Raw genomic sequence first — 21,832 nt, 5'->3', positions numbered from 1 at the left:
ATGAAATAAACATATAAATTATTGGAAACGGATTTTCTGAAAAATTTTGAATATGAAACGACTCCTATCAATAGCAGTGGACTTTAAGTTCATATTGATAGGAGTTTTTAAAATCAAATAATGATGTCTAATATAAAAAAATCTGAGGACTTTAAAGATCCTCAGATTTTTTATGTTCAATGCTCATATGTGTTTTTTGCTAAATTTTGTGCCAGAAACGATGAGTTTAGATATTTGATCAGCAAATAATAAGCCTAAAGCGATTGCGCCGGCAATTAGCGTTACTTCTAGCATCGTGTTAATAGCTTTACTAAAGTCTAACAAAATAAGATTTTTAGTAGCGTCAAAGGCTAATCCTCCAGGCACCAATGGTATAATACCTGGTACCATAAATAGAATCACTGGTTCTTTTTTATAGCGAGCCATTACATGACTAAGTAAACCCAATGCTAGACTTCCAAAGAAGCTTGAATAAATTGTATGAAGTTCAAGACCATCATAAAACAATGTATAAACCATCCAACCACATGCACCAACAATTCCAACAGCATTATATAAATATTTTGGAACATCAAATATAATACCGAAGAAGAGTGAAGCGGTATAACTAAATATTAAATTTAAAATCCAAAACATAAGCATTGCTCCTAAGAAATAATAAGTATTGTACCGACACCTGCACCAATACCAAAGGCAGTTACTAGTGCTTCTAATGATTTAGTAGTAAACATTAACATGTGCCCGCTAAATAAATCTTGAATTGCATTTGTAATTAAAACACCAGGTACGATTGGCATCACAGCTGATATAATAATTGTTGAAATAGAGCCACCTTGTATGATGGCATTTCCAAACACTGCCACTGCTCCAATAACGAGAGCCCCCATAAATTCTGGAATGAATTTAGTGTGTAAATTTCTATTCAAAAGTTCTACAACTAGATACCCTAAAGCACCTGCAACGAGTGCAGTGAATACATCCACTAAATAACCACCTTGTAAATATAGAAAACTGATTGAGATAATCGCAGCGGCAATAAATTTAAAAAATAAATCATGATTAATGCTCTGTTCATGATATATTTTTTGTAATTCTTGATATGCATCTTCAACTGATAGCGTCCCCTCGGAAAGTTGTCTAGAAACGCGATTGGTTCTTGATATACGATGTAGATTGGTGTCTCTAGTTCGTATTCTATAAATCCTTGGATAAGATTCATTATGTAACATAAAATTAATGACTGTATTTGTAACAAAACTATTACTTTCTGTATAACCTAACGTGAAAGCAATACGCGTCATTGTATCTTCTACACGCGAACCTTCTGCCCCAGACTCAAGTAAGATTCTGCCAGCGAGGATTATGACATCTTTTGCTATTTTTTCTTCATAATTTTCTGAGTATTGAACATTTCTTGTCATTTAATCACCAATTATATTTTATTTAACTAAACTATTCGTAACTGTATTTTCATGGGATATATAAGTAAGTTAATATTTTTTATTGTAACACTTTATTCAAATGATATGTTAGGTAAAAAGACACATATTGTGTTTTAAAAAAATGAGTTTTATACAACTTTAGTAATGCAAATATGTTTCAAATATTTCAAATAGGTTAAAATAGTATTAGTTGACTGTTACAAAATATTGAGTAGCGACAATATTTAACAGTTGACCCTTAAATTAAGTAGTGATTAAAGTTCTCCCAAACACACTACATTCAGACAGGCACACTTGTTTTATTTCAAGTGTGCCTTTTTTAGTCGCTCTACTTTCTACGAAGTAGAAAGTTAGAGCGACTTATGCATGCGAGGAGCATGCGAACCGAATCAAACGAAGTAGAAAGCAAGAGCGACTAATACATGTAACTTATGACAATAGCTATCTTTTGAGATTTAGTAGTCAAATTCAAACATAGGTATTGAATGATTTATTGTGATTGTACCTAAAAGTGCAAAATATAAATGGCAGTGCGTCTAAAATATATACGTTTGAGACGTAATTGTAGTTATATATGAATGCAAAAAATGATATATAAAAAGCCCCTCCATTATTAAATGAAGGGGTTGATCATAGTTTATAAAAAATAAAATTATACTCTAAAACAAGAAAGATTGTAATTTGTATTAAAAACAACATTAGTTAAAATATAGTGATAAATTATATTTCAAAAAGTGTTGGTAAACTATCTTTGGTGATAATGTTACCCACATAGAAACTGCCGAAATCACCGTAACGTGCCGTCGTTTCGTCAAATCTCATTTCAGAAACAATTTTTTTAAATTGAAGTGGGTCATCTGCAAATAGCGTGACACCCCATTCGAAATCATCAAAGCCCATAGAGCCTGTGATAAATTGTTTGATTTTACCAGCATATTGACGACCGATTTTACCGTGATTGTACATTAGTTCTTGTCTTTCTTCTAATGGCAACATATACCAGTTATAAGTTTCATTACGACGTTTGTCCATAGGATAGAAACAAATATATTCGGATTGAGGTAATTCTGGATATAATCTTGGTTTGATATGTGGATTTTCGTATGGATCTTCGTCAGATTTTCCTGCTAAATAATTGCCGAGTTCAATAATCGAAACATATGAGTATGTCGGAATTAAAAAGTCAGTGATTTTCAATTTGTTAAATTCATTTTCAAAAGCATTTAAATCTTTTAATTCAGGACGTAATGCCCATAAAAGAATATCTGCTTTTTGACCAGTAATATTATAAAATGCGTGATCGCCGACATGGTTCGTACGTGCTTCTTTGTGTTTATCTAAAAATGATTGCAACTCTTCAACTAACGTTTGACGTTCATTTTCTGGGACTAGACGTAAACTAGCCCAATCTATAGCATATAATAAATGTAAACTATACCAACCATCTAAAGTTTCTGGCGCTTGTGGCATATTGAATCGCTCCTTTATAAATAATTCTATATCTACACTGAAAATTCTATCATAAAGGTAACTGTAAAACATAAGTAAATGATTACAAATTGGTGACATGGAATTCTATAAAAAAATGACGTATAATAGTAATGGAAAAAATAATAGTATTAAAAATTTGAGGAGGCCCATATGTCTTTATTAGATGTATTACAAGAGAAATTGTCAGGAAAAAATGTGAAAATTGTTTTACCTGAAGGAGAAGATGAACGCGTATTAACTGCGGCAACACAATTACAAAGTACAGATTATGTAACACCAGTTTTATTAGGTAATGAAGCAAATGTTAATGCGTTAGCTAAAGACAAAGGTTTAGATATTTCAAACTTAGAAATTATCGATCCTGAAACGAGTGATTTGAAACAAGAGTTAGTGACAGCTTTTGTTGAACGTCGTAAAGGGAAAGCAACTGAAGCCCAAGCTCAAGAAATGTTAAAAGACGTAAATTACTTTGGTACGATGCTAGTATATACTGGTAAAGCTGAAGGTTTAGTAAGTGGTGCTGCGCACTCTACAGGTGATACCGTTCGTCCAGCCCTACAAATTATAAAAACAAAACCAGGTGTAACTAAAACATCAGGTATATTCTTTATGATCAAAGGTGAAGAACAATATATCTTTGGTGATTGTGCGATTAATCCTACATTAGAAGCACAAGATTTAGCGGAAATTGCGGTAGAAAGTGCAAAATCTGCTCAAAGTTTTGGCATGTCTCCACGTGTAGCAATGTTAAGTTTTTCAACAAAAGGTTCTGCAAAATCGGATGATGTTGAAAAAGTTTCCAATGCGGTAGCGTTAGCACAAGAAAAGGTTGAAACTGATCAACTTAAAGATGTGGTTATTGATGGAGAATTCCAATTTGATGCAGCAATTGTACCTGAAGTTGCTAAGAAAAAGGCACCGGATGCACAAATTCAAGGCGATGCAAATGTATTTATTTTCCCAAGTTTAGAAGCGGGTAATATTGGATATAAAATCGCACAACGCCTTGGTGGTTATGATGCGGTAGGCCCGGTATTACAAGGTCTTAATTCACCAGTAAATGATTTATCTCGTGGTTGTTCAATAGAAGACGTGTATAATTTATCAATCATCACTGCTGCACAAACATTACAATAATGGATTTAGCAAGTAAGTACTTTAATAGTGCCACTTGGCGTTATGTAGATCATTCTTCTGGTTTAGCACCGATGCAGTCATTTGCATTTGACGATACTTTGTCAGAAAGTGTAGGCAAAGATTTATCAAGCAGTGTGGTACGTACTTGGATACATCAACATACAATTATTTTAGGTATCCATGATTCAAGATTACCGCACTTGCAAGATGGTATTCGCTATTTAACTGAAGAACGAGGGTATAATGCGATTGTGAGAAACTCAGGTGGTCTAGGTGTTGTATTAGACCAAGGTGTACTCAATATTTCACTTATTTTTAAAGGCAAGCATGATATTACGATTGATGAAGCATTTTCAGTCATGTACTTATTAGTGTCGAAAATGTTTGAAGATGATGATGTTGAAATTGAGACCTATGAGATTGAACAATCATATTGTCCAGGTAAATTTGATTTAAGTATAAATGGAAAGAAATTTGCCGGTATTTCGCAAAGACGTGTTCGAGGTGGCATAGCTGTCCAAGTATATCTATGCGTAGAAGGCGATGGCAGTGAACGCGCTGCATTGATGAAAGCATTTTATGAACGCGCATTACAAGGCGAGCGTACTAAATTTGAATACCCAGATATTGACCCTCAATGCATGGCATCTTTATCGCAATTATTAGGCAGAACATTAACAGTTCAAGATGTGATGTTCCAGTTACTATATGCGTTAAAAGATTTAGGCGCCAATTTGACGATGGAAGACATTACGGATGATGAGTGGCAACGATATGAAGGTTATTTTGACAAGATGATTGAACGAAATGCTAAAGTTAATCAAAAAATGGACGAATGAGACAAAGACTAGAAACGATACAATATAATGTATTCGTTTTTAGTCTTTTTATTTATAATTGCATAATGGAAAGATGACTATAATTTGTTGAATTATAGTAATTAAATAAGTAATATAGTGAAAGTATACGTTAAAAATCAAAAATAAATTAATAAAATAAAGTGAAGTTTTTGAATAATAGGTCATCGCGTTTTATAATAAATAAGTATTGTTTATAATTAGTAGCAGGTATTAACTTTTTGCTCATTTCGTTCAATTTTGATACAAATTAAAAAACTATGTCTCGAGACGTATGCCAATATATGAAATTTGTGAGATAATATACTTTGATTTGTGTGAAAATCGATTGAGTTGTGTAAAAATGCACGTAATGGTTGCTTGATTAAAAATGAAAAGCATGAATACTATAGCGAAATGCTATTAAACACAAAATTTCCCGGGAAATGTTAAGATAACTAGGAATGAAATTGAGATTAATAAAAATCGCGGTGCAAAGCATATATTATTTAAATTTAAAGAAAATACTAAAGGTGATTGAAAATATGGCACAACAAGGTTATGGGGAAGCGAATGGCAAGGTGATTTTAATAGGTGAGCACGCGGTGACATTTGGAGAGCCTGCAATTGCGATTCCATTTACGACAGGGAGAGTGAGTGCATTAATTGAGTCTTTAAATGCATCAGAGTCTTCCTATATTAAAAGTGAAGTGTATGATGGTGAATTGGTTTACGCACCTGAACACTTAAAATCAGTAATAACGAGGTTTATTGATAAATATGATATTGCAACACCCATCAAAGTTTCTATAGATACGAACTTACCACCATCAAGAGGCCTAGGATCAAGTGCTGCAATGGCAGTCGCATTTGTACGTGCGAGTTTCGATTATATAAATAAACCCTTAACAGATGCGATTTTGATAGAAGAAGCGAATTGGGCAGAACGTATTGCGCATGGCAAACCCAGTGGGATAGATACACAAACCATAGTATCTAACAAGCCAGTTTGGTTTCAAAAAGGAAAGGTTACTACATTAAAGCCTTTAGATTTAAATGGGTATATGGTTGTGATAGACACTGGTATTCGTGGTTCAACAAAACAAGCAGTAGAAGACGTACATAATTTATGTAAAGCGGATAGTGGATACCTTAGCTTTGTCGAACATATCGGCAAATTGGTACATGAAGCGCGAGATTCTATCGAACACCATAACTTTGAACAACTTGCTACGGTCTTTAATTTGTGTCAAGAGAATTTAAGAACACTCACTGTTAGTCATGAAAAAATTGAGCAATTGTTAGAGGTTAGTAAAGAGCAAGGTGCTATAGCTGGTAAATTAACTGGAGGAGGTAGAGGCGGAAGTATGATTGTTCTAGCTTCTACTTTAGAAACGGCTGAAAAAATTGTGGAAAGTGCACAATCGTTAGGTGCACATCATACATGGATTGAATATTTAGGAGGTTAGTAAGGTGGTTAGTAGTGGCAAAGCACGTGCACATACAAATATTGCACTGATTAAATATTGGGGGAAAGCTGATGAAGCCTATATTATTCCAATGAATAATAGCTTGTCGGTAACATTAGATCGGTTTTATACAGAGACTAAAGTAACTTTTTCTGAACAATATACTAAAGATTTATTGATTTTAAATGGACAAACAGTAGATGATGCTGAAGCAACTAAAATTCGTCGTTTTATGGATATTGTTAGAGAACTGGGTAAAACATCTATGTATGCGCATATCGAAAGTGATAATTTCGTACCAACAGCTGCAGGTTTAGCCTCATCAGCAAGTGCTTATGCCGCATTAGCAGCAGCATGTAATGAAGCTTTAAAACTTGGATTAACGGGTAAAGCATTATCTAGACTTGCTCGAAGAGGATCAGGATCAGCTTCTAGAAGTATCTATGGCGGTTTTGTAGAGTGGGAAAAAGGTCATGATGATGCATCATCATATAGTTTCCCGATTGATGCAGATCACTGGGAAGATGATTTGTCAATGATATTTGTCGTGATCAATAATCAAACAAAAAAAGTTTCTAGTCGTGCTGGTATGTCACATACGCGTGATACATCTCGTTTTTACCAATACTGGTTAGATCATGTAGATGAAGACATAGCGTCAGTTAAGCATGCGATTAAAGACAAAGATTTTAAGTATTTAGGAGAAGTTATTGAAGAGAATGGCTTGAGGATGCATGCAACAAATTTAGGTTCACAGCCTCCTTTTACATATATGGTAGAAGATAGTTATTTAGCTATGGATATTGTACATCAATGTCGCGAAGCTGGTTACCCTTGTTATTTCACAATGGATGCAGGACCCAACGTTAAAATTTTAGTAGAAAAGAAAAATCAACAGGCAGTCATTGATGCACTGAAAAAATCATTTAATGATGATCAAATTATTGCAAGTGACATTACACGTACAGGTGTTGAAATTATTGAGTAAGGAAGAGATAACATGATTCAAGTAAAAGCGCCAGGTAAGCTCTATATTGCAGGTGAATATGCTGTTACTGAACCTGGGTATAAATCTGTGTTAATAGCTGTTAATAGATTTGTAACGGCTTCAATTGAAGACTCTAATGCTTCAGAAGGTACAATCCACTCAAAGACATTACATCATGAACCAGTTACATTTCAAAGAGAAGAAGATAAGATAGTCTTATCTGATTTATATGCAGCAAAGCAATTAAAATACGTCATCACAGCTATAGAAGTTTTTGAGCAATTTGTGAGTAGTAATCACATTGACCTAAAACATTTTAATTTAACGATAGATAGTAATCTAGATGACGCAAATGGTCATAAATACGGTTTAGGTTCAAGTGCAGCAGTACTTGTATCTGTAGTAAAAGCTTTAAATGAATTTTATGAGATGCATTTATCAAATCTTTATATTTATAAACTTGCAGTGATTGCAAATATGAAATTGCAAAGTTTGAGTTCTTGTGGAGATATCGCAGTTAGTGTATACACAGGTTGGCTTGCTTATAGTACATTTGATCATGAGTGGGTTTCACAACAAATTGAAGATACCTCTGTCAACGAAGTACTAAATAAAAACTGGCCAGGTTTACATATTGAGCCACTACAACCACCAGAAAATATGGAAGTCTTAATTGGTTGGACAGGATCGCCTGCGTCTTCACATCACTTAGTGAGTGAAGTGAAACGTTTGAAATCTGACCCTACATTTTACGGGAAATTTTTAGAACGTTCACATGCTTGCGTAGAAAAATTAATTCATGCCTTTAAAACGAATCATATCAAAGGTGTACAGCAAATGATCCGGATGAATCGTGAAATTATTCAATCCATGGATAATGAGGCTACGATTGATATTGAAACTGCACATTTGAAAGTGTTATGCTCTGTAGCTGAAAAATATGGTGGTGCTGCTAAAACATCAGGCGCTGGTGGCGGTGACTGTGGTATCACAATCATTAATAATGAAGTTGATAAACAGTCAATTTATAAAGAATGGCTAGAAAATGAAGTGAAACCGTTAGAGTTTAGTATCTATCATGGACAATAAACTTAGGAAAAATAATTTTTAAATGTTGCGTTGTCTAATCCTAGCAAGGATGAGCAGGGATAATGCTTTAGTTGAGTTGAAACTCATATATAAGTTATACTATCGTAATAATAAATTGAGAAGCGACACGGCTGTGACAATTGATTTGTCCAGCCGATTTTTGATTGAATTATAAAAATCAGACAGAAAAGTATATAGAAAAAAGTAGTATCATGAACGTTAAATGCTATGTTTTCATACACAACTTTTAGATCTAATGGGGCATAACTTGAAAAAAATTTAAAATAGAGTAAAATAATTAGAGTTGTAATTTATCGTTATAAATATATTGATGTGGCTTTGATAGGAAATTGAGCGCATATTTCACATAATTTATCAGTAAAATGAGTGAATCATTCACGTTTGGAAAGATGAGGGGATTGATTTTGCAAAATAAATTTTTAATCTGCGATGATTGTCAGGGCGTTAATTGTAAATCTTTACAGAAAAAACTGACAAAATTAGATCCTCATGCAGAAATAGAAATAGGTTGTCAATCGTATTGTGGTCCTGGTCGACGTAAAACTTTTGCATTTGTTAATAATCGCCCATTAGCAGCCTTAACTGAAGATGAGCTTATGGAAAAAATTGAAAAACAGTTGCAAAAACCTAGAGATCCTGAAGAGGAAGAGCGCCTTAGAAAACGCAATGAGGAACGTAAACGACGTAAGGAAGAACAAGATCGCAAACTGAAAGAAAAATTAGCTAAGAAGAAAAGTAAGTGAAAGACACTCAAGGTGACACATATGAAATGATTGAATTGCACAATGCAGTTTAATCATTTTTGTACTAATGAATATAAAAAAACACTTTTGTTCATGCCGACATATTGTATGTGCATTGAGCAAAAGTGTTTTTTAATTTAATATATTATTGAAACTAGACCATTATATGTTATTAATGTTTATAGTGCTGTGTAACCACCATCAATTGTGAAGACACTACCTTGTGCAAATGAAGATGCATCAGATGCAAGATATACAACGATACCACCAAGTTCATTTGGTGTGCCTGGTCTGCCCATAGGTGTGAATCCCATCCAGTCTTCAATCATTGCTCCACCTTGATCAAAGAAAGGTTTCGTAAGTTCTGTTTTCATATAACCCGGGGCAATTGTGTTTACTTTAATATTGTATTTTGACCATTCCATAGCTAAACTTTTCGTCAACATGATAACACCAGCTTTGGAAGCATTGTACGAACATTGTTCTTGAGGTTTATTAGCAATTAGTCCTGACATAGAGGATGTATTAATGATAGAACCATAGCCTTGTTTAATCATTACACGCCCAACGGATTGTGCAACTAAGAAAATGCCGTTCAGATTTAAATTTATAACTTTATTCCAATCTTCAAATGACATTTCTTCAGCTTTTGCATTAATCGTCATGCCAGCATTATTAACTAAAATATCAATTTTATTAAATTGTTTTGTAACTTCTTCGACCATTTGATTTACAGCATCTGGATTTGTAACATCTACTTTTAGAGCGATCGCTTCTACGCTTTCAGTTTCACGAATTTCTTGTGCAGTATCATTAGCTACCGCTTCATTAATGTCAGCGATAACGATGTTAGCACCAGCTTGTGCTAATGCAGTAGCCATGGCTTTGCCTAAGCCCATCGCACCCCCTGTTACAATTGCTACTTTTCCATCTAATTTAAATTGTTCTAATATATTTGTCATGTTAAAACTCCTGTCCTTTTTAATGATTTGGTTGGTTAACTTTCATAAAGAAAGTTAGTATAAATCCTATGAAATAAATAATTGCATATGTCCAAATAGTTAATACAGGACCTCCTATTGGTACGGTTAACGTTGCGATAGCTGGTCCGACAAAGTTGCTTAAGCCAGCAGATAAATTATGAATAGAAACCGCTGCCCCTTTATGATTTGGTTCTAAAATGGGGAAAATGGCTGACATCGGTACAAATGCCGCGACAGCAAAACCAAAGACAATCGCTACTGCACCAGCAACCCAAATGTTGGGTCCAGTCGAGATTGGTAAATAGTAAAATGCTAATGTAGAAATCACCATTCCCATACAGCCAAACCACCGCACTTGTCGTACCCATCCGATTTTATCGCCAACCACACCCCAAAATAGGTTAGTAAAAATAGTTACAATATACATTAATCCCCAAATTCGCAACCATTCTGATGTAGTAAATCCTACGGTATCAGTGAATACGATTGGCATGATAACGACAAGACCAAACAAGGCTAATTGGTTAATGATTCTAACTACGCAAGCAATAGCAACTTGAGGATTTTTTAAAATGGTTATTCCTTTAGCGAATTCAAGTAATATCTCTTTGGGCGTTAATCTATCGGATTCTTTCTCAGAGCCTTTTCTATCTTTAACTAAAAACATGGCCATTAAACCACCGATTAAAATGAATATTATGGAAGACCATAATGTTCCCATAAATCCAATCCAAGGTATTGTAAAACTAGGTAGATAGGTTCCTAAAAACCCGATACCCACGGAATACATTGCCCAGAACCAGCCCATAGCTGAAGCTAGACGATGTTTTGGAGCTGAATACGTAATCCAGACGACGAAGCTATAGATAAACATCGGATAGGCAAAGCCTCTAATACCATACATAATTAACATCATTGGATAGCTATGTTGCTCTAACCCTAAAGTTAAAAAACCGATATGAAAAATAATCCAAATGATAAACGCAAATGCCATTATTTTTCTCGGGCTAAAAATTTCAGCCAAAATACCGGAAAGCCAAGATGCAACTGCTACAATAAGACCATAAAGTGTTAAGACTGCGGATGCTTGATGTGCTTCAAACCCAAGACTAACAATATATTTTGATAAAAAAGCTTGTTCAATACCATCACCAGTCATGAAAATAGCTACTGCGATATAACCCCAAATTAAAGTTAACGGTAAGCCTAAAAATTGCTTAGAGCTATCTGTACTTAGTGTATCCACAAAAATCTCTCCTAATCTTTAAATATGATTTCTAAAATGTTAATCGACTTTAAATATACTCATCTATCTGTCGTTGGAGAGGTAATAATGTTTTAAATTTTTGAATATAATTTCTAAAACTTTCAACATCTTGAGATTTAGGGTTTAAAGTGATTTGGTCAGTGTTATCAAAAGCTTTAACGTTTAAGTAATTGGCCAAATTTGTATACTGATTTTCTAGTAAATAACGGGATAATATTGCGATACCCCATGCGCCACCTTCACTAGCAGTTTTCATAACACTGACTGGTGTTTCTAATGCTGCAGCTAAATAGGATTGTGCAACTTTGTCTGTTTTAAAAATACCACCGTGGCCTAGCATGCTATCAATTTGAATATCTTCATTTTCTTTTAATAAATCAATACCAATTTTCAAAGTACTAAAGGCACTAAAAATATGTGTTTTCATAAAGTTTTCAATATTGAATTCACTATCAACGTGACGTAGGAACATCGGATAACCTTGATTGACATCCGTTATGAATTCTCCGGAGATATAGCCATAAGATAATAATTTTCCTAAGTCTTCATCTCCATTAAAAGCGCTTTCAAATAACTTGGTAAAAAGTTCATTTTTATCATATTTTACATTCATGAGTTGGAAGACTTCTTCAAACAAATGAACCCAAGCATTGATATCAGATGTACAATTATTAGCATGTATCATCGCAACATCATAACCATCAGGTGTAGTTACAATGTCTACTTCAGGATAAACATAAGTAATCGGTTTCTCTAGTACAATCATTGAAAATATACTAGTTCCTGCAGAAACATTTCCGGTTTTTGGTGCTACGCTATTCGTTGCCACCATGCCTGTTGCAGCATCTGATTCTGGTGCACACATTGGACACCCTGGTTCCAGTTCACCATTTGGGTCGATGAGTTTAGCGCCTGTTTTTGTTAAGTAACCAGCAATTTCTCCAGCTACAATGACATTTGGTAACATATCGTTAATGTCTTGCGAGTAACCTAAATTTTGAAATAATGTATTAAAACGTTTTAATAGATCTTGACGGAATTGCTTACGTTCGCTGTCAACTGGGAACATACCAGATGCGTCTCCAATACCTAATACTTTTTTATCTGTTAAATACCAATGAACATAACCAGCTAGGGTAGTTAGATAACTAACTTGTTTGACGTGTGCTTCGTCATCTATTGCTGATTGGAACAGCTGAGCGATGCTCCAGCGTTCTGGTATATTTACTTTAAAATCTTCGCGTAACAATTTTGCTGCTTTATTCGCATTGTTATTGCGCCAAGTTCTGAAAGGTACTAATAAATCATCATTGTCATCAAATGCTAAGTAACCATGCATCATACCACTAATTCCTAGAGAAGCTAAGGATTTAATTTGAACATGATAGTTATCCTTAATTGATTGTGACATTTCAGCATAACTTTTTTGAATGCCTACCCATACATCATTAATGGAATAAGTCCAATAACCATTTTCATATTTGTTCTCCCATTCAAAAGAACCTGTTGCAATTGTTTCGCAATTAGGTGCGATAGCAATGGTCTTTATACGCGTAGAGCCTAATTCAATGCCTACAGATAGTTGACCTGATTCAACCAAGTGCTTGATATCATCACTTTCCATTTTGTTGCTCCTTTACTTAAAAAATAATGTAAACGTTATCAAAAATGAATATTAATTTAAAAATTATGAAAAGTCAATTAAAGATTATTATACATTTAGTTCATGTGATAAATTATAACTATAAATTAATAATATTATTTATATTTATTTATAGTTAGAAATTATTATTTATGTTATAGGTGTTGCATTGATTGTGTTATCATTCATTAGTATGAAGCGTATGATAAATAATAAGAATTTGAAATTTTAAAGTTATAGATTGATAAAAGGAGTTATGATATGAATTCGTTTGCTAAAATTACTGCGCAAGGTGCTTATGTACCGAAAAAAAGAATGGATAACCATGATTTCGAGAAGATTGTTGATACTTCTGATGAATGGATCCAACAAAGAACTGGGATTGTTGAAAGAAGAATTGTAGCTGAAGATGAATATACGAGTGATATCAGTTATAAAGCAGTGCTGGATTTGCAAGAGAAATATCAAGTGGAATTAAATGATGTTGATATGATTATCAATGCTACATTGACTCCAGATTATAAAACCCCAAGTGTCGCATCTTATGTGCAAGCGAAACTTGGATTGAAAAATGCAGGGGCCATTGATATTAATGCAGCTTGTGCAGGTTTTGCCTATGGTTTGAATATAGCTAATGGTCTGATTACATCTGGTCAAAATAAAAAAGTGCTAGTTATTGGCGCGGAAACACTATCACGAATTACAGATTACACAGACCGCAATACATGTATTTTGTTTGGTGATGGAGCAGGCGTATTTTTAGTAGAATACAGTGAAGATGAAACGAGCTTTATATCTAGTAGTTCTGGCTCGGACGGTGACAAAGGACATCATTTATATTGTTCAGAACTTTCTCATACTATGTTTGGCGAAGATTTACAAAATCCTGGTTATATTGTTCAAAATGGTCGTGGCGTATATAAATGGGCTGTCGGCAATGTTCCGAATATTATTGACAATACGTTACGTAACACGAATTATAAAAAAGAGGACATAGATTGGTTTGCACCACATAGTGCTAATGCCAGAATGATAGAATCAATATGTGAAAAGGCTAACCTCTCTAAAGATAAAGCGCTAATGAGTCTTCAATATTATGGTAATACGTCATCGGCTACGATTCCATTATCAATTGACTTAGCTGTCCAAGCGCATCAACTTAAAAAAGGTGACCTCATGCTATTAGTTGGGTTTGGTGGCGGCTTGTCATATGCGTCTACATTAATTAAATGGACACTTTAAAAATATATTACAATAATTAAATAAAAATGATTTGTAAGTAGGGTGTAACACGCATTGCATCCTACTTTTTTATGTGTATATCTCTGTAATTGATTTGTCCCAGTGCATTTATATTGTAGGTAGATGATTGAACTTAGGTAAATCATTTTATGTTTTTCAAATCAAGTCATCTTTGCAAAGGTGGATGACGAAATAATTTTAATAAAATTAGAATTCTGTCCTACGTCCCATTATGTCTAAATTTTTGAAAAGTAATTTTTAAGCATTTTACTTCAAGGTCTCATCAAAAACATGCTAAATTTTGAGTAGTGGTAGAAAAGTTATTCAGCAACTTAATATTGTTATGTCTCAACATTACGTGTTAAATCATATGTGTTCCGAACGAATTGTGCTAGCAATAGTTGAAACAATTGAATTACATGGCAATACTTTTTTAGAGAGGCAAGATAATTAAAATAGCGATGATTACTAATGAAGTTAAGTAATTTTTGTTATGTGCATAAATACGATATGTATAACATATTATTAAACTGAGTGAAAAAGGGTAGAGATATATTATATAGTATTCAGCAGTTCATGCGTTTGTTGATGGCATTGTCAAAGTATCTTTCGTAATGAAGGGATACAAAAACAATTTGAGCCAGAGATTCTATAAATATTTCAAAATTAGTATATAAGGAGTTGGATTGTTTTGACGAAAAAAGTTCAATTAGGAAAATCAAATGTAACGGTATCACCGATTGCTTTAGGTACAAATGCTGTTGGTGGACATAATTTTTATAATGATTTAGACGAAGAAAAAGGTAAAGAAACGGTTCGCACTGCTGTTAGAAATGGTATTACATTGTTAGATACAGCCTATATTTATGGTCCAGAACGTTCAGAAGAATTAGTAGGAGAAGCGGTTAAAGAATTTGCTAGAGACGAGTTTGCAATTGCCACAAAGGGTGCGCATTATTTTGATGAAGATGGTAATGTGAAAATGTCTAATGATCCAGCATTTCTTAAAGATCAAGTAGAAAAAAGCTTAAAACGTCTTCAAGTAGATTATATTGATTTGTATTATATTCATTTTCCAGATGATACTACGCCTAAAGATCAAGCAGTTGCTGCATTAAAAGATTTAAAAGATGAAGGTAAGATTAAAGCAATAGGAGTTTCTAATTTTACATTAGATCAACTAAAAGAAGCGAATAAAGACGGCTATGTTGATGTTGTGCAAATGGAATACAATTTATTAAATCGCGAAAATGAAGATGTGTTTGAATATACAAAAGAAAATCAAATTACATTTATTCCATATTTCCCTTTAGTTTCAGGTCTTTTAGCTGGCAAATACACTGAAAATACAAAATTTGATGATATTCGTGCTAAGAATCCAGAATTCCAAGGTGAAAAATTCAAAGAAAATTTAGAGAAAATTGATGAGTTGAGAGGTATTGCAGATAATCATAATGTAGATGTTGCACATATTGTGCTTGCATTCTATTTAACTCAGCCTTCATTGGATGTCGTGATTCCAGGCGCAAAGCAACCACATCAAGTCGTGGACAATTTAACAACTTTAGAGGTTAATTTAACTCAAGAAGAGATTGAAAAAATAAATCAACTATTTCCTAGAAAATAATAAATAAGTGAGTGGACTTATGTATAAGTTTTAGCTCAGGCATCACTGTGTACTTTTATTCATTCTAGTTATCATTTCCAGGTTGAGATGACGAAATTTTTAAAAGAAAATTAAGTTTCTATCCTATGCCCATTTTATAAAGTTTTTAAATTTTAGTTGAAATATATAAATATATATAAATTTTCCTACAAATCATTTAATGCTATAATATACTATTGTAAACGCATGTTATATTTATGAACTTTTGTGTAAAATTATTAAGATATCTCTAATGGAATATTTTAATATATGAAAAGGAGATTATTATGATTACAGTTTTGTTCGGGGGCAGTCGTCCGGAGGGAAACACTGCTCGATTGACTAAAATGGCCTTATCAGGACATGACTACAAATGGTTTGATTTAACTCAGTACCAATTGAATCCAGTGAGAGATGTGAGACATGATGGGACAACGATTGATACTTATGAAGATGATTATAAAAAAATGATAGATCAAGTGTTAGCCAGTGATACAATTGTTTTTGCATCACCCGTGTATTGGTATAGTATATCAGCCTCTTTGAAAGCATTCATTGATCATTGGTCTGAAACTTTAATGGATCCTAATTATAAGGATTTTAAGGCAAAAATGGCTGAAAAAGATTTTAGACTCATTATTGTCGGCGGAGATTTTCCAAAAGTAAAAGCGAAGCCATGTATCACTCAAATCAAGTATAGCTTAGAGTTTTTAGGTGCTACGCTATCTGGTTATATTATTGGAACTGCTGAAAAACCAGGAGATATTGATAAAGATTCGTATGCATTAAACCGCGCACGAGAATGGCAAGATACATTAAATAAGTAATATTTAGAGATAGTTTGGACAATGTTATCTATTGTCCAAGCTATTTTCATATGAATAGATTAAGTATTTTGAACACTAAAATTATGTTATAATATGAGTATTATTACCTACTATAAATAGGGGGAACCAACATGCACAAAGTTAGGAAAGCAGCGCCAGAAGATGTTGTAGGCATCAGAGATGTAGCAACAAAAGCTTGGTATAATACTTATTTAAATATCTATGCAGCTAAAACTGTAAATGAATTATTGGCTGCTTCATATAATGAACAACATTTACTTAAAAGGTTAGAAGAACAATTATTTTTAGTCATCGAAGAGGATGATCAGATCATTGGTTTTGCTAACTTTATATATGGCACTGAATTATTCTTATCAGCCCATTACGTGAGACCTTCGTGGCAACATCATGGATATGGTTCTGATTTACTGAAAGAAGGCTTGGCATATTTCCAAAATGAATATGATGAAGTATTTTTAGAAGTGGATAATAAGAATGATGAAGCGGTAGCTTTTTATGAACAAAAAGGGTTTGAGCGTGTGCGCTCGTATATGCACGTGATGTATGGGGAAGAAATGGATTTAGCATTGATGCGTAAAACTTTATCATAGATGCACATTAACAAGGTATGAATAGGAGGACGACATTGACTTTTACAACTTATGCTACACAAAAGTTACCTGAAGAAAAAGTATTTAAAGACCCCATTCATAGATATATTCATGTAAGAGACCAAGTGATTTGGGATTTGATTAAAACGAAAGAATTTCAACGTTTACGACGTATAAAGCAATTGGGTACATTATACTTATCATTTCATACCGCTGAACACAGTAGATTTGGACATTCATTAGGTGTATATGAGATTGTTCGAAGATTAATTGATGACTCGTTTGACGGTCGTGAAGCATGGAATAATGATGATCGTCCACTTGCACTATGTGCCGCATTATTACACGACTTAGGTCATGGACCATTTTCACATAGCTTCGAGAAGATTTTTAATACAGATCATGAACAATTTACGCAAAAAATTATTACTGGCCCGACAGAAGTAAATCGTGTATTACGACGTGTTTCTGAAGATTTTCCACAGCAAGTAGCTGATGTTATTAATAAAACACATGAAAATAAATTGGTCATCTCTATGATTTCTTCACAAATAGATGCTGATAGAATGGATTACTTGCAACGTGATGCATATTTTACGGGTGTTACGTATGGGCAATTTGATATGGAACGTATTTTGAGATTGATGCGACCTTCAAAAGATGAAGTACTTATTAAAGAAAGTGGTATGCATGCAGTAGAGAACTTCATTATGAGCCGTTACCAAATGTATTGGCAAGTTTACTTCCATCCAGTTAGTCGAGGTGGAGAAGTGTTGCTTAATAATTGTTTGAAACGAGCAAAGCAACTTTATAATGAAGGGTACACTTTTAAAAAATATCCTGCCGATTTTATACCGTTCTTTGAAGAATCTATGACGATTGAACAGTATGTAGATTTAGATGAAGCGGTTGTAGTTTATTACTTAAAAGCATGGATTAATGAAGATGACGCTATATTAAGTGATTTATCTCGTAGATTTATTAATCGGGATTTGTTTAAATATATGCCATTTGATGGTTCTATTATTACAATTACAGAATTAACAGATTTGTTTATACAGGCAGGTATAGATCCGAATTATTACTTTGTAAGTGAATCCTTTTCTGATTTACCTTATGATTATGACCGTCCAGGATCAGACAGACAGCCGATTCATTTGTTGAGACGTAATGGTAAAATAAGAGAAATTAGTAGTCAATCCTTAGTTATTCATAGTATAACTGGCATTAACAGACAAGATTATAAATTATATTATCCAAAAGAATTTATTTCTGATATAGAAGATGACCAAGTTAGAAATGCAATTAATAGTATATTAGATGAATTAAATTAAGCACTTAAAAATTGATGACTTTTATCACTTTGTTAAATATGGCAAAATTTTAATATAGACAACTTATGTAGGATTGTAATTTAACAATTGCAGCGCTACTTGTTTTAATAATGGAGGTGGAAGCTGATGGCTGAAAATAAGGGATTTAAATTCAATATTATTAAAAATGATCCGTTGGATGGTCACAAAGGTACCAATATTGGTTCTATAAGTTTAGATAACGTAGCACCAGTGTTTATCGATGTTGCAAACGAAGAGGCATTTATTGATATTGCAGGCATGCATGCGCGTTCTAGTGTTGAAAAAGGTGTCAAATGGATTAAAGATAAGGCGACCGTTGAAGGTGAAGAGGCGAAAGAATATTGGTTGTGTTGGGTTACAACAGAACGTGGTGAAAATGGACCCTACTATGCCGGACTAACAGCATGCTATTTATTAGTAAATAGAAGTATTCGTAGAGGTTACAAAAGTATGCCTGAACATGTAAATATGATGGATAAATCAATGAAACATAATATTGAAATCGATCAAATAGGTGACCAAAATAAAAAAATATTAGCAGCGTTTCTTAAATCGCATGATATAGATATGTGGAATAACTCTGATGCTTCATTGCATGAAGCTTTAGAAACAGTATAATATCATTGGTTTTTAAGAGTTCAACGATATTAAACGAAGAACATAAGAACATCGGTATTTAAATGCATGTAACGTATGCATTGGGATATTTGCGTCATTTGAAAAGAGTAGAAATACGAAATCAGATTTTGATTTTGTTTTTTCTACTTTTTTTATGTGTGGTTTTTGAATATTGTGAAGGTGTTGTAAACGAACTTTGAAAATGGAGATTATTGAATTTAAATTAATTTAGCAACTGTTTTGCATATTTCAAGTATGCTATAATGGTTTGTATTATTTTAAAGATTAGGGTGAAACTTACATTGGAGAACAATGTTGAAATCCAAACGAAACAAGTGGTTAAACAATTCGATAATAAGGAAAAATTCTCATTGTCTACTACAGGATCTTGGCAAAAACGTAAAGCCGATTTTATTCGTTATCAAGAAAAGATAGACGGAGCAATCGTTAATGTGACAGTTAAAATTGAAAGTTCAGGAGTAAAGATTATCCGCAATGGTGATATTAAGTTAAACCTTCATTTTGTAGAAGGTGAGGAAACGATTACTTTGTATGAAATTAGTGGCGGTCGCATACCATTGACCGTTTATACACATTCTATTTTACATTTTGTAAATGATAATGGTGGAAAATTGAAAGTGCATTATGATTTAATTCAAGATGAAGAGAAGATGGGATCTTATCAATATGAAATTACTTACAAGGAGATGCCGTAAATGAACATAATCGAACAAGTCAAACAAAAGTTGGTTGAAGAAATTAAGAAAAGTATTCAACAAGCACAACTTGCCGACGTGAATGAAATACCTGAAATTAAAATCGAAATACCAAAAGATAATAAAAATGGTGACTATTCAACAAACATAGCAATGGTCTTAACAAAAATAGCGAAACGTAATCCACGCGAAATCGCAACAGCAATTGTTGAAAATTTGGATACAACGGCTGCACAAGTTGAAAAAGTTGATATCGCAGGACCTGGTTTTATCAATTTTTATTTAGATAGTGCTTATTTGACTGCGATTATTACTGAAGCAATCAATAATGGTGATCAATTTGGTCATAAAAAAGTTAAAAATGGTGAAAATATTTTATTAGAATATGTATCGGCTAATCCTACAGGTGATTTACATATAGGTCATGCCCGTAATGCTGCAGTTGGCGATACGTTGGCCAATATATTAGAAGCGGCTGGTTATAATGTCACAAGAGAATATTATATTAATGATGCTGGTAATCAAATTACCAATTTAGCTCGTTCAATAGAAGCACGTTATTTTGAAGCGCTTGGTGATGATTCTTTTGAAATGCCAGAAGGTGGCTATCACGGAAAAGATATCATCAATATTGGTAAAGATTTGGCAGAGAAACAACCGGAAATAAAGGATTTAGACGAAGAAGCACGTATTAAAACATTCAGACAACTTGGCGTCGATTACGAAATGCAAAAACTAAGAAAAGACTTAGCTGATTTTAATACACATTATGATAATTGGTTTAGCGAAACAACGCTTTATGAATCTGGTGAAATCAAACAAGTACTTAATAAAATGACTGAACTTGGTTACACTTACGAAGAAGATGGTGCAACATGGTTACGTACAACCGATTTCTCAGATGACAAAGATCGTGTATTGATTAAAAAAGATGGTAATTATACTTACTTTTTACCAGATATTGCATACCATTTTGATAAAATTGAACGTGGTAACGATATATTAATAAACTTATTTGGTGCAGATCACCATGGCTATATACAGCGTTTGAAAGCATCAATGGAAACATTTGGTGTTGATAGCGAGCGTCTTGAAATTCAAATTATGCAAATGGTCCGCTTAATGCAGGACGGTCAAGAAGTGAAAATGAGTAAACGTACTGGAAATGCAATTACTTTACGTGAAATTATGGATGAAGTAGGCGTGGATGCCGCGAGATATTTCTTAACGATGCGCAGTCCTGATACGCATTTTGATTTTGATATGGAATTAGCAAAGCAAGAATCACAAGATAATCCGGTATATTATGCACAATATGCACATGCACGTATTTGTTCAATTTTAAAACAAGCTAAAGAAAAAGGTGTTGAACCTTCAACTGACGCAGACTATTCGTTTATCACAAACGATAAAGCGACTGAGCTTATGAAAAAAATTGCTGAATTTGAACCAACGATTGAAAGTGCCGCAACACACAGAGCACCACATAGAATTACAAACTATATTCAAGATTTGGCAGCACATTTCCATAAGTTTTACAATGATGAAAAAGTTTTAACAGATGATTTAGAAAAAACAAAAGCGTTGATTGCATTAATTGATGCAGTGAGAATTACATTACATAATGCATTAAACCTTGTTGGCGTAACAGCGCCAGAATCAATGTAATTATTATGTAATTAAAGTAGTCCTTTATTTAAGAGCATGTTT

General features: G+C 33.5%; 20 protein-coding genes. 14 read left to right on the top strand and 6 right to left on the bottom strand.

The annotated features are described in order from the left end of the window. Positions 1–183: 183 nt before the first annotated feature. The 3 genes from JG554_RS11235 to hemQ form a co-directional block, all read right to left on the bottom strand. Positions 184–636, bottom strand: a complete 453-nt coding sequence (locus JG554_RS11235) for a threonine/serine exporter family protein (RefSeq protein ID WP_046207273.1) — start codon at positions 634–636, stop codon at positions 184–186. 11 nt (positions 637–647) lie between these two features. Further along, positions 648–1,421, bottom strand: a complete 774-nt coding sequence (locus JG554_RS11230; RefSeq protein ID WP_046207274.1) for a threonine/serine exporter family protein — start codon at positions 1,419–1,421, stop codon at positions 648–650. A gap of 741 nt (positions 1,422–2,162) precedes the next feature. Beyond that, positions 2,163–2,912: a hydrogen peroxide-dependent heme synthase gene (gene hemQ / locus JG554_RS11225; protein WP_046207275.1), complete on the bottom strand. Its 750-nt coding sequence runs from the start codon at positions 2,910–2,912 to the stop codon at positions 2,163–2,165. A 171-nt stretch (positions 2,913–3,083) separates the two neighbouring features. Between hemQ and pta the strand changes: the two genes are divergently transcribed. The 6 genes from pta to JG554_RS11195 all read left to right on the top strand — a co-directional run bounded on the left by pta (position 3,084) and on the right by JG554_RS11195 (position 9,216). Beyond that, positions 3,084–4,070 carry a phosphate acetyltransferase gene (gene pta / locus JG554_RS11220; protein WP_046207276.1) on the top strand — a complete coding sequence of 329 codons (987 nt, stop codon included), beginning with the start codon at positions 3,084–3,086 and terminating at the stop codon, positions 4,068–4,070. Continuing rightward, positions 4,070–4,909 (top strand): lipoate--protein ligase family protein, encoded by an 840-nt coding sequence (locus JG554_RS11215; protein WP_046207277.1) that lies wholly within the window; start codon positions 4,070–4,072, stop codon positions 4,907–4,909. Before pta ends, JG554_RS11215 begins: the two co-directional genes overlap by 1 nt. Positions 4,910–5,451: 542 nt before the next feature. Further along, on the top strand, positions 5,452–6,375 hold the full coding sequence (gene mvk, locus JG554_RS11210) for a mevalonate kinase (protein ID WP_064209590.1): 924 nt from the start codon (positions 5,452–5,454) through the stop codon (positions 6,373–6,375). A 4-nt stretch (positions 6,376–6,379) separates the two neighbouring features. Continuing rightward, positions 6,380–7,363 (top strand): diphosphomevalonate decarboxylase, encoded by a 984-nt coding sequence (mvaD, locus tag JG554_RS11205; protein WP_046207279.1) that lies wholly within the window; start codon positions 6,380–6,382, stop codon positions 7,361–7,363. Between the two features lie 12 nt (positions 7,364–7,375). Beyond that, entirely contained in the window at positions 7,376–8,452 is a 1,077-nt protein-coding gene (locus JG554_RS11200; protein ID WP_046207280.1) for a phosphomevalonate kinase, read from the top strand. A 425-nt stretch (positions 8,453–8,877) separates the two neighbouring features. Then, positions 8,878–9,216: a YuzB family protein gene (locus JG554_RS11195; protein ID WP_064209587.1), complete on the top strand. Its 339-nt coding sequence runs from the start codon at positions 8,878–8,880 to the stop codon at positions 9,214–9,216. A 179-nt stretch (positions 9,217–9,395) separates the two neighbouring features. On the opposite strand, the gene JG554_RS11190 is transcribed toward JG554_RS11195, so the two are convergent. The 3 genes from JG554_RS11190 to JG554_RS11180 are packed head-to-tail and all read right to left on the bottom strand — an operon-like array spanning position 9,396 to position 13,090. After that, positions 9,396–10,178, bottom strand: a complete 783-nt coding sequence (locus tag JG554_RS11190; protein WP_046207282.1) for an SDR family NAD(P)-dependent oxidoreductase — start codon at positions 10,176–10,178, stop codon at positions 9,396–9,398. A gap of 19 nt (positions 10,179–10,197) precedes the next feature. Further along, complete coding sequence (locus tag JG554_RS11185) at positions 10,198–11,445, bottom strand: MFS transporter (protein ID WP_107360006.1); 1,248 nt, start codon at positions 11,443–11,445, stop codon at positions 10,198–10,200. Between the two features lie 49 nt (positions 11,446–11,494). Then, positions 11,495–13,090 carry a xylulokinase gene (locus JG554_RS11180; protein ID WP_070657568.1) on the bottom strand — a complete coding sequence of 532 codons (1,596 nt, stop codon included), beginning with the start codon at positions 13,088–13,090 and terminating at the stop codon, positions 11,495–11,497. Positions 13,091–13,369: 279 nt separating this feature from the next. Between JG554_RS11180 and JG554_RS11175 the strand changes: the two genes are divergently transcribed. From JG554_RS11175 to argS, 8 genes are all read left to right on the top strand, one after another. Next, a complete protein-coding gene (locus tag JG554_RS11175; RefSeq protein WP_107360005.1) occupies positions 13,370–14,350 on the top strand; it encodes a ketoacyl-ACP synthase III in 981 nt (326 codons plus the stop codon). 691 nt (positions 14,351–15,041) lie between these two features. Further along, the gene (locus tag JG554_RS11170) at positions 15,042–15,977 is read left to right on the top strand and encodes an aldo/keto reductase (RefSeq protein WP_070657572.1); all 936 of its coding nucleotides are present in this window, start codon (positions 15,042–15,044) and stop codon (positions 15,975–15,977) included. 305 nt (positions 15,978–16,282) lie between these two features. Continuing rightward, positions 16,283–16,822, top strand: a complete 540-nt coding sequence (locus JG554_RS11165) for a flavodoxin family protein (protein ID WP_070038947.1) — start codon at positions 16,283–16,285, stop codon at positions 16,820–16,822. Positions 16,823–16,953: 131 nt separating this feature from the next. After that, positions 16,954–17,433, top strand: a complete 480-nt coding sequence (locus tag JG554_RS11160) for a GNAT family N-acetyltransferase (RefSeq protein ID WP_064209583.1) — start codon at positions 16,954–16,956, stop codon at positions 17,431–17,433. 17 nt (positions 17,434–17,450) lie between these two features. After that, a complete protein-coding gene (locus JG554_RS11155; RefSeq protein ID WP_174894800.1) occupies positions 17,451–18,767 on the top strand; it encodes an HD domain-containing protein in 1,317 nt (438 codons plus the stop codon). 126 nt (positions 18,768–18,893) lie between these two features. After that, positions 18,894–19,406, top strand: a complete 513-nt coding sequence (locus JG554_RS11150; RefSeq protein WP_046207290.1) for a YwhD family protein — start codon at positions 18,894–18,896, stop codon at positions 19,404–19,406. 302 nt (positions 19,407–19,708) lie between these two features. Further along, the gene (locus JG554_RS11145; protein WP_046207291.1) at positions 19,709–20,122 is read left to right on the top strand and encodes a YwiB family protein; all 414 of its coding nucleotides are present in this window, start codon (positions 19,709–19,711) and stop codon (positions 20,120–20,122) included. Beyond that, complete coding sequence (gene argS, locus JG554_RS11140) at positions 20,123–21,790, top strand: arginine--tRNA ligase (RefSeq protein ID WP_107360004.1); 1,668 nt, start codon at positions 20,123–20,125, stop codon at positions 21,788–21,790. Positions 21,791–21,832: the final 42 nt, after the last annotated feature.

The organism is Staphylococcus sp. 11-B-312, assembly GCF_016743055.1.
Lineage (GTDB): Bacteria > Bacillota > Bacilli > Staphylococcales > Staphylococcaceae > Staphylococcus > Staphylococcus ureilyticus.
This window is presented reverse-complemented; position numbering and strand designations above follow the sequence as displayed.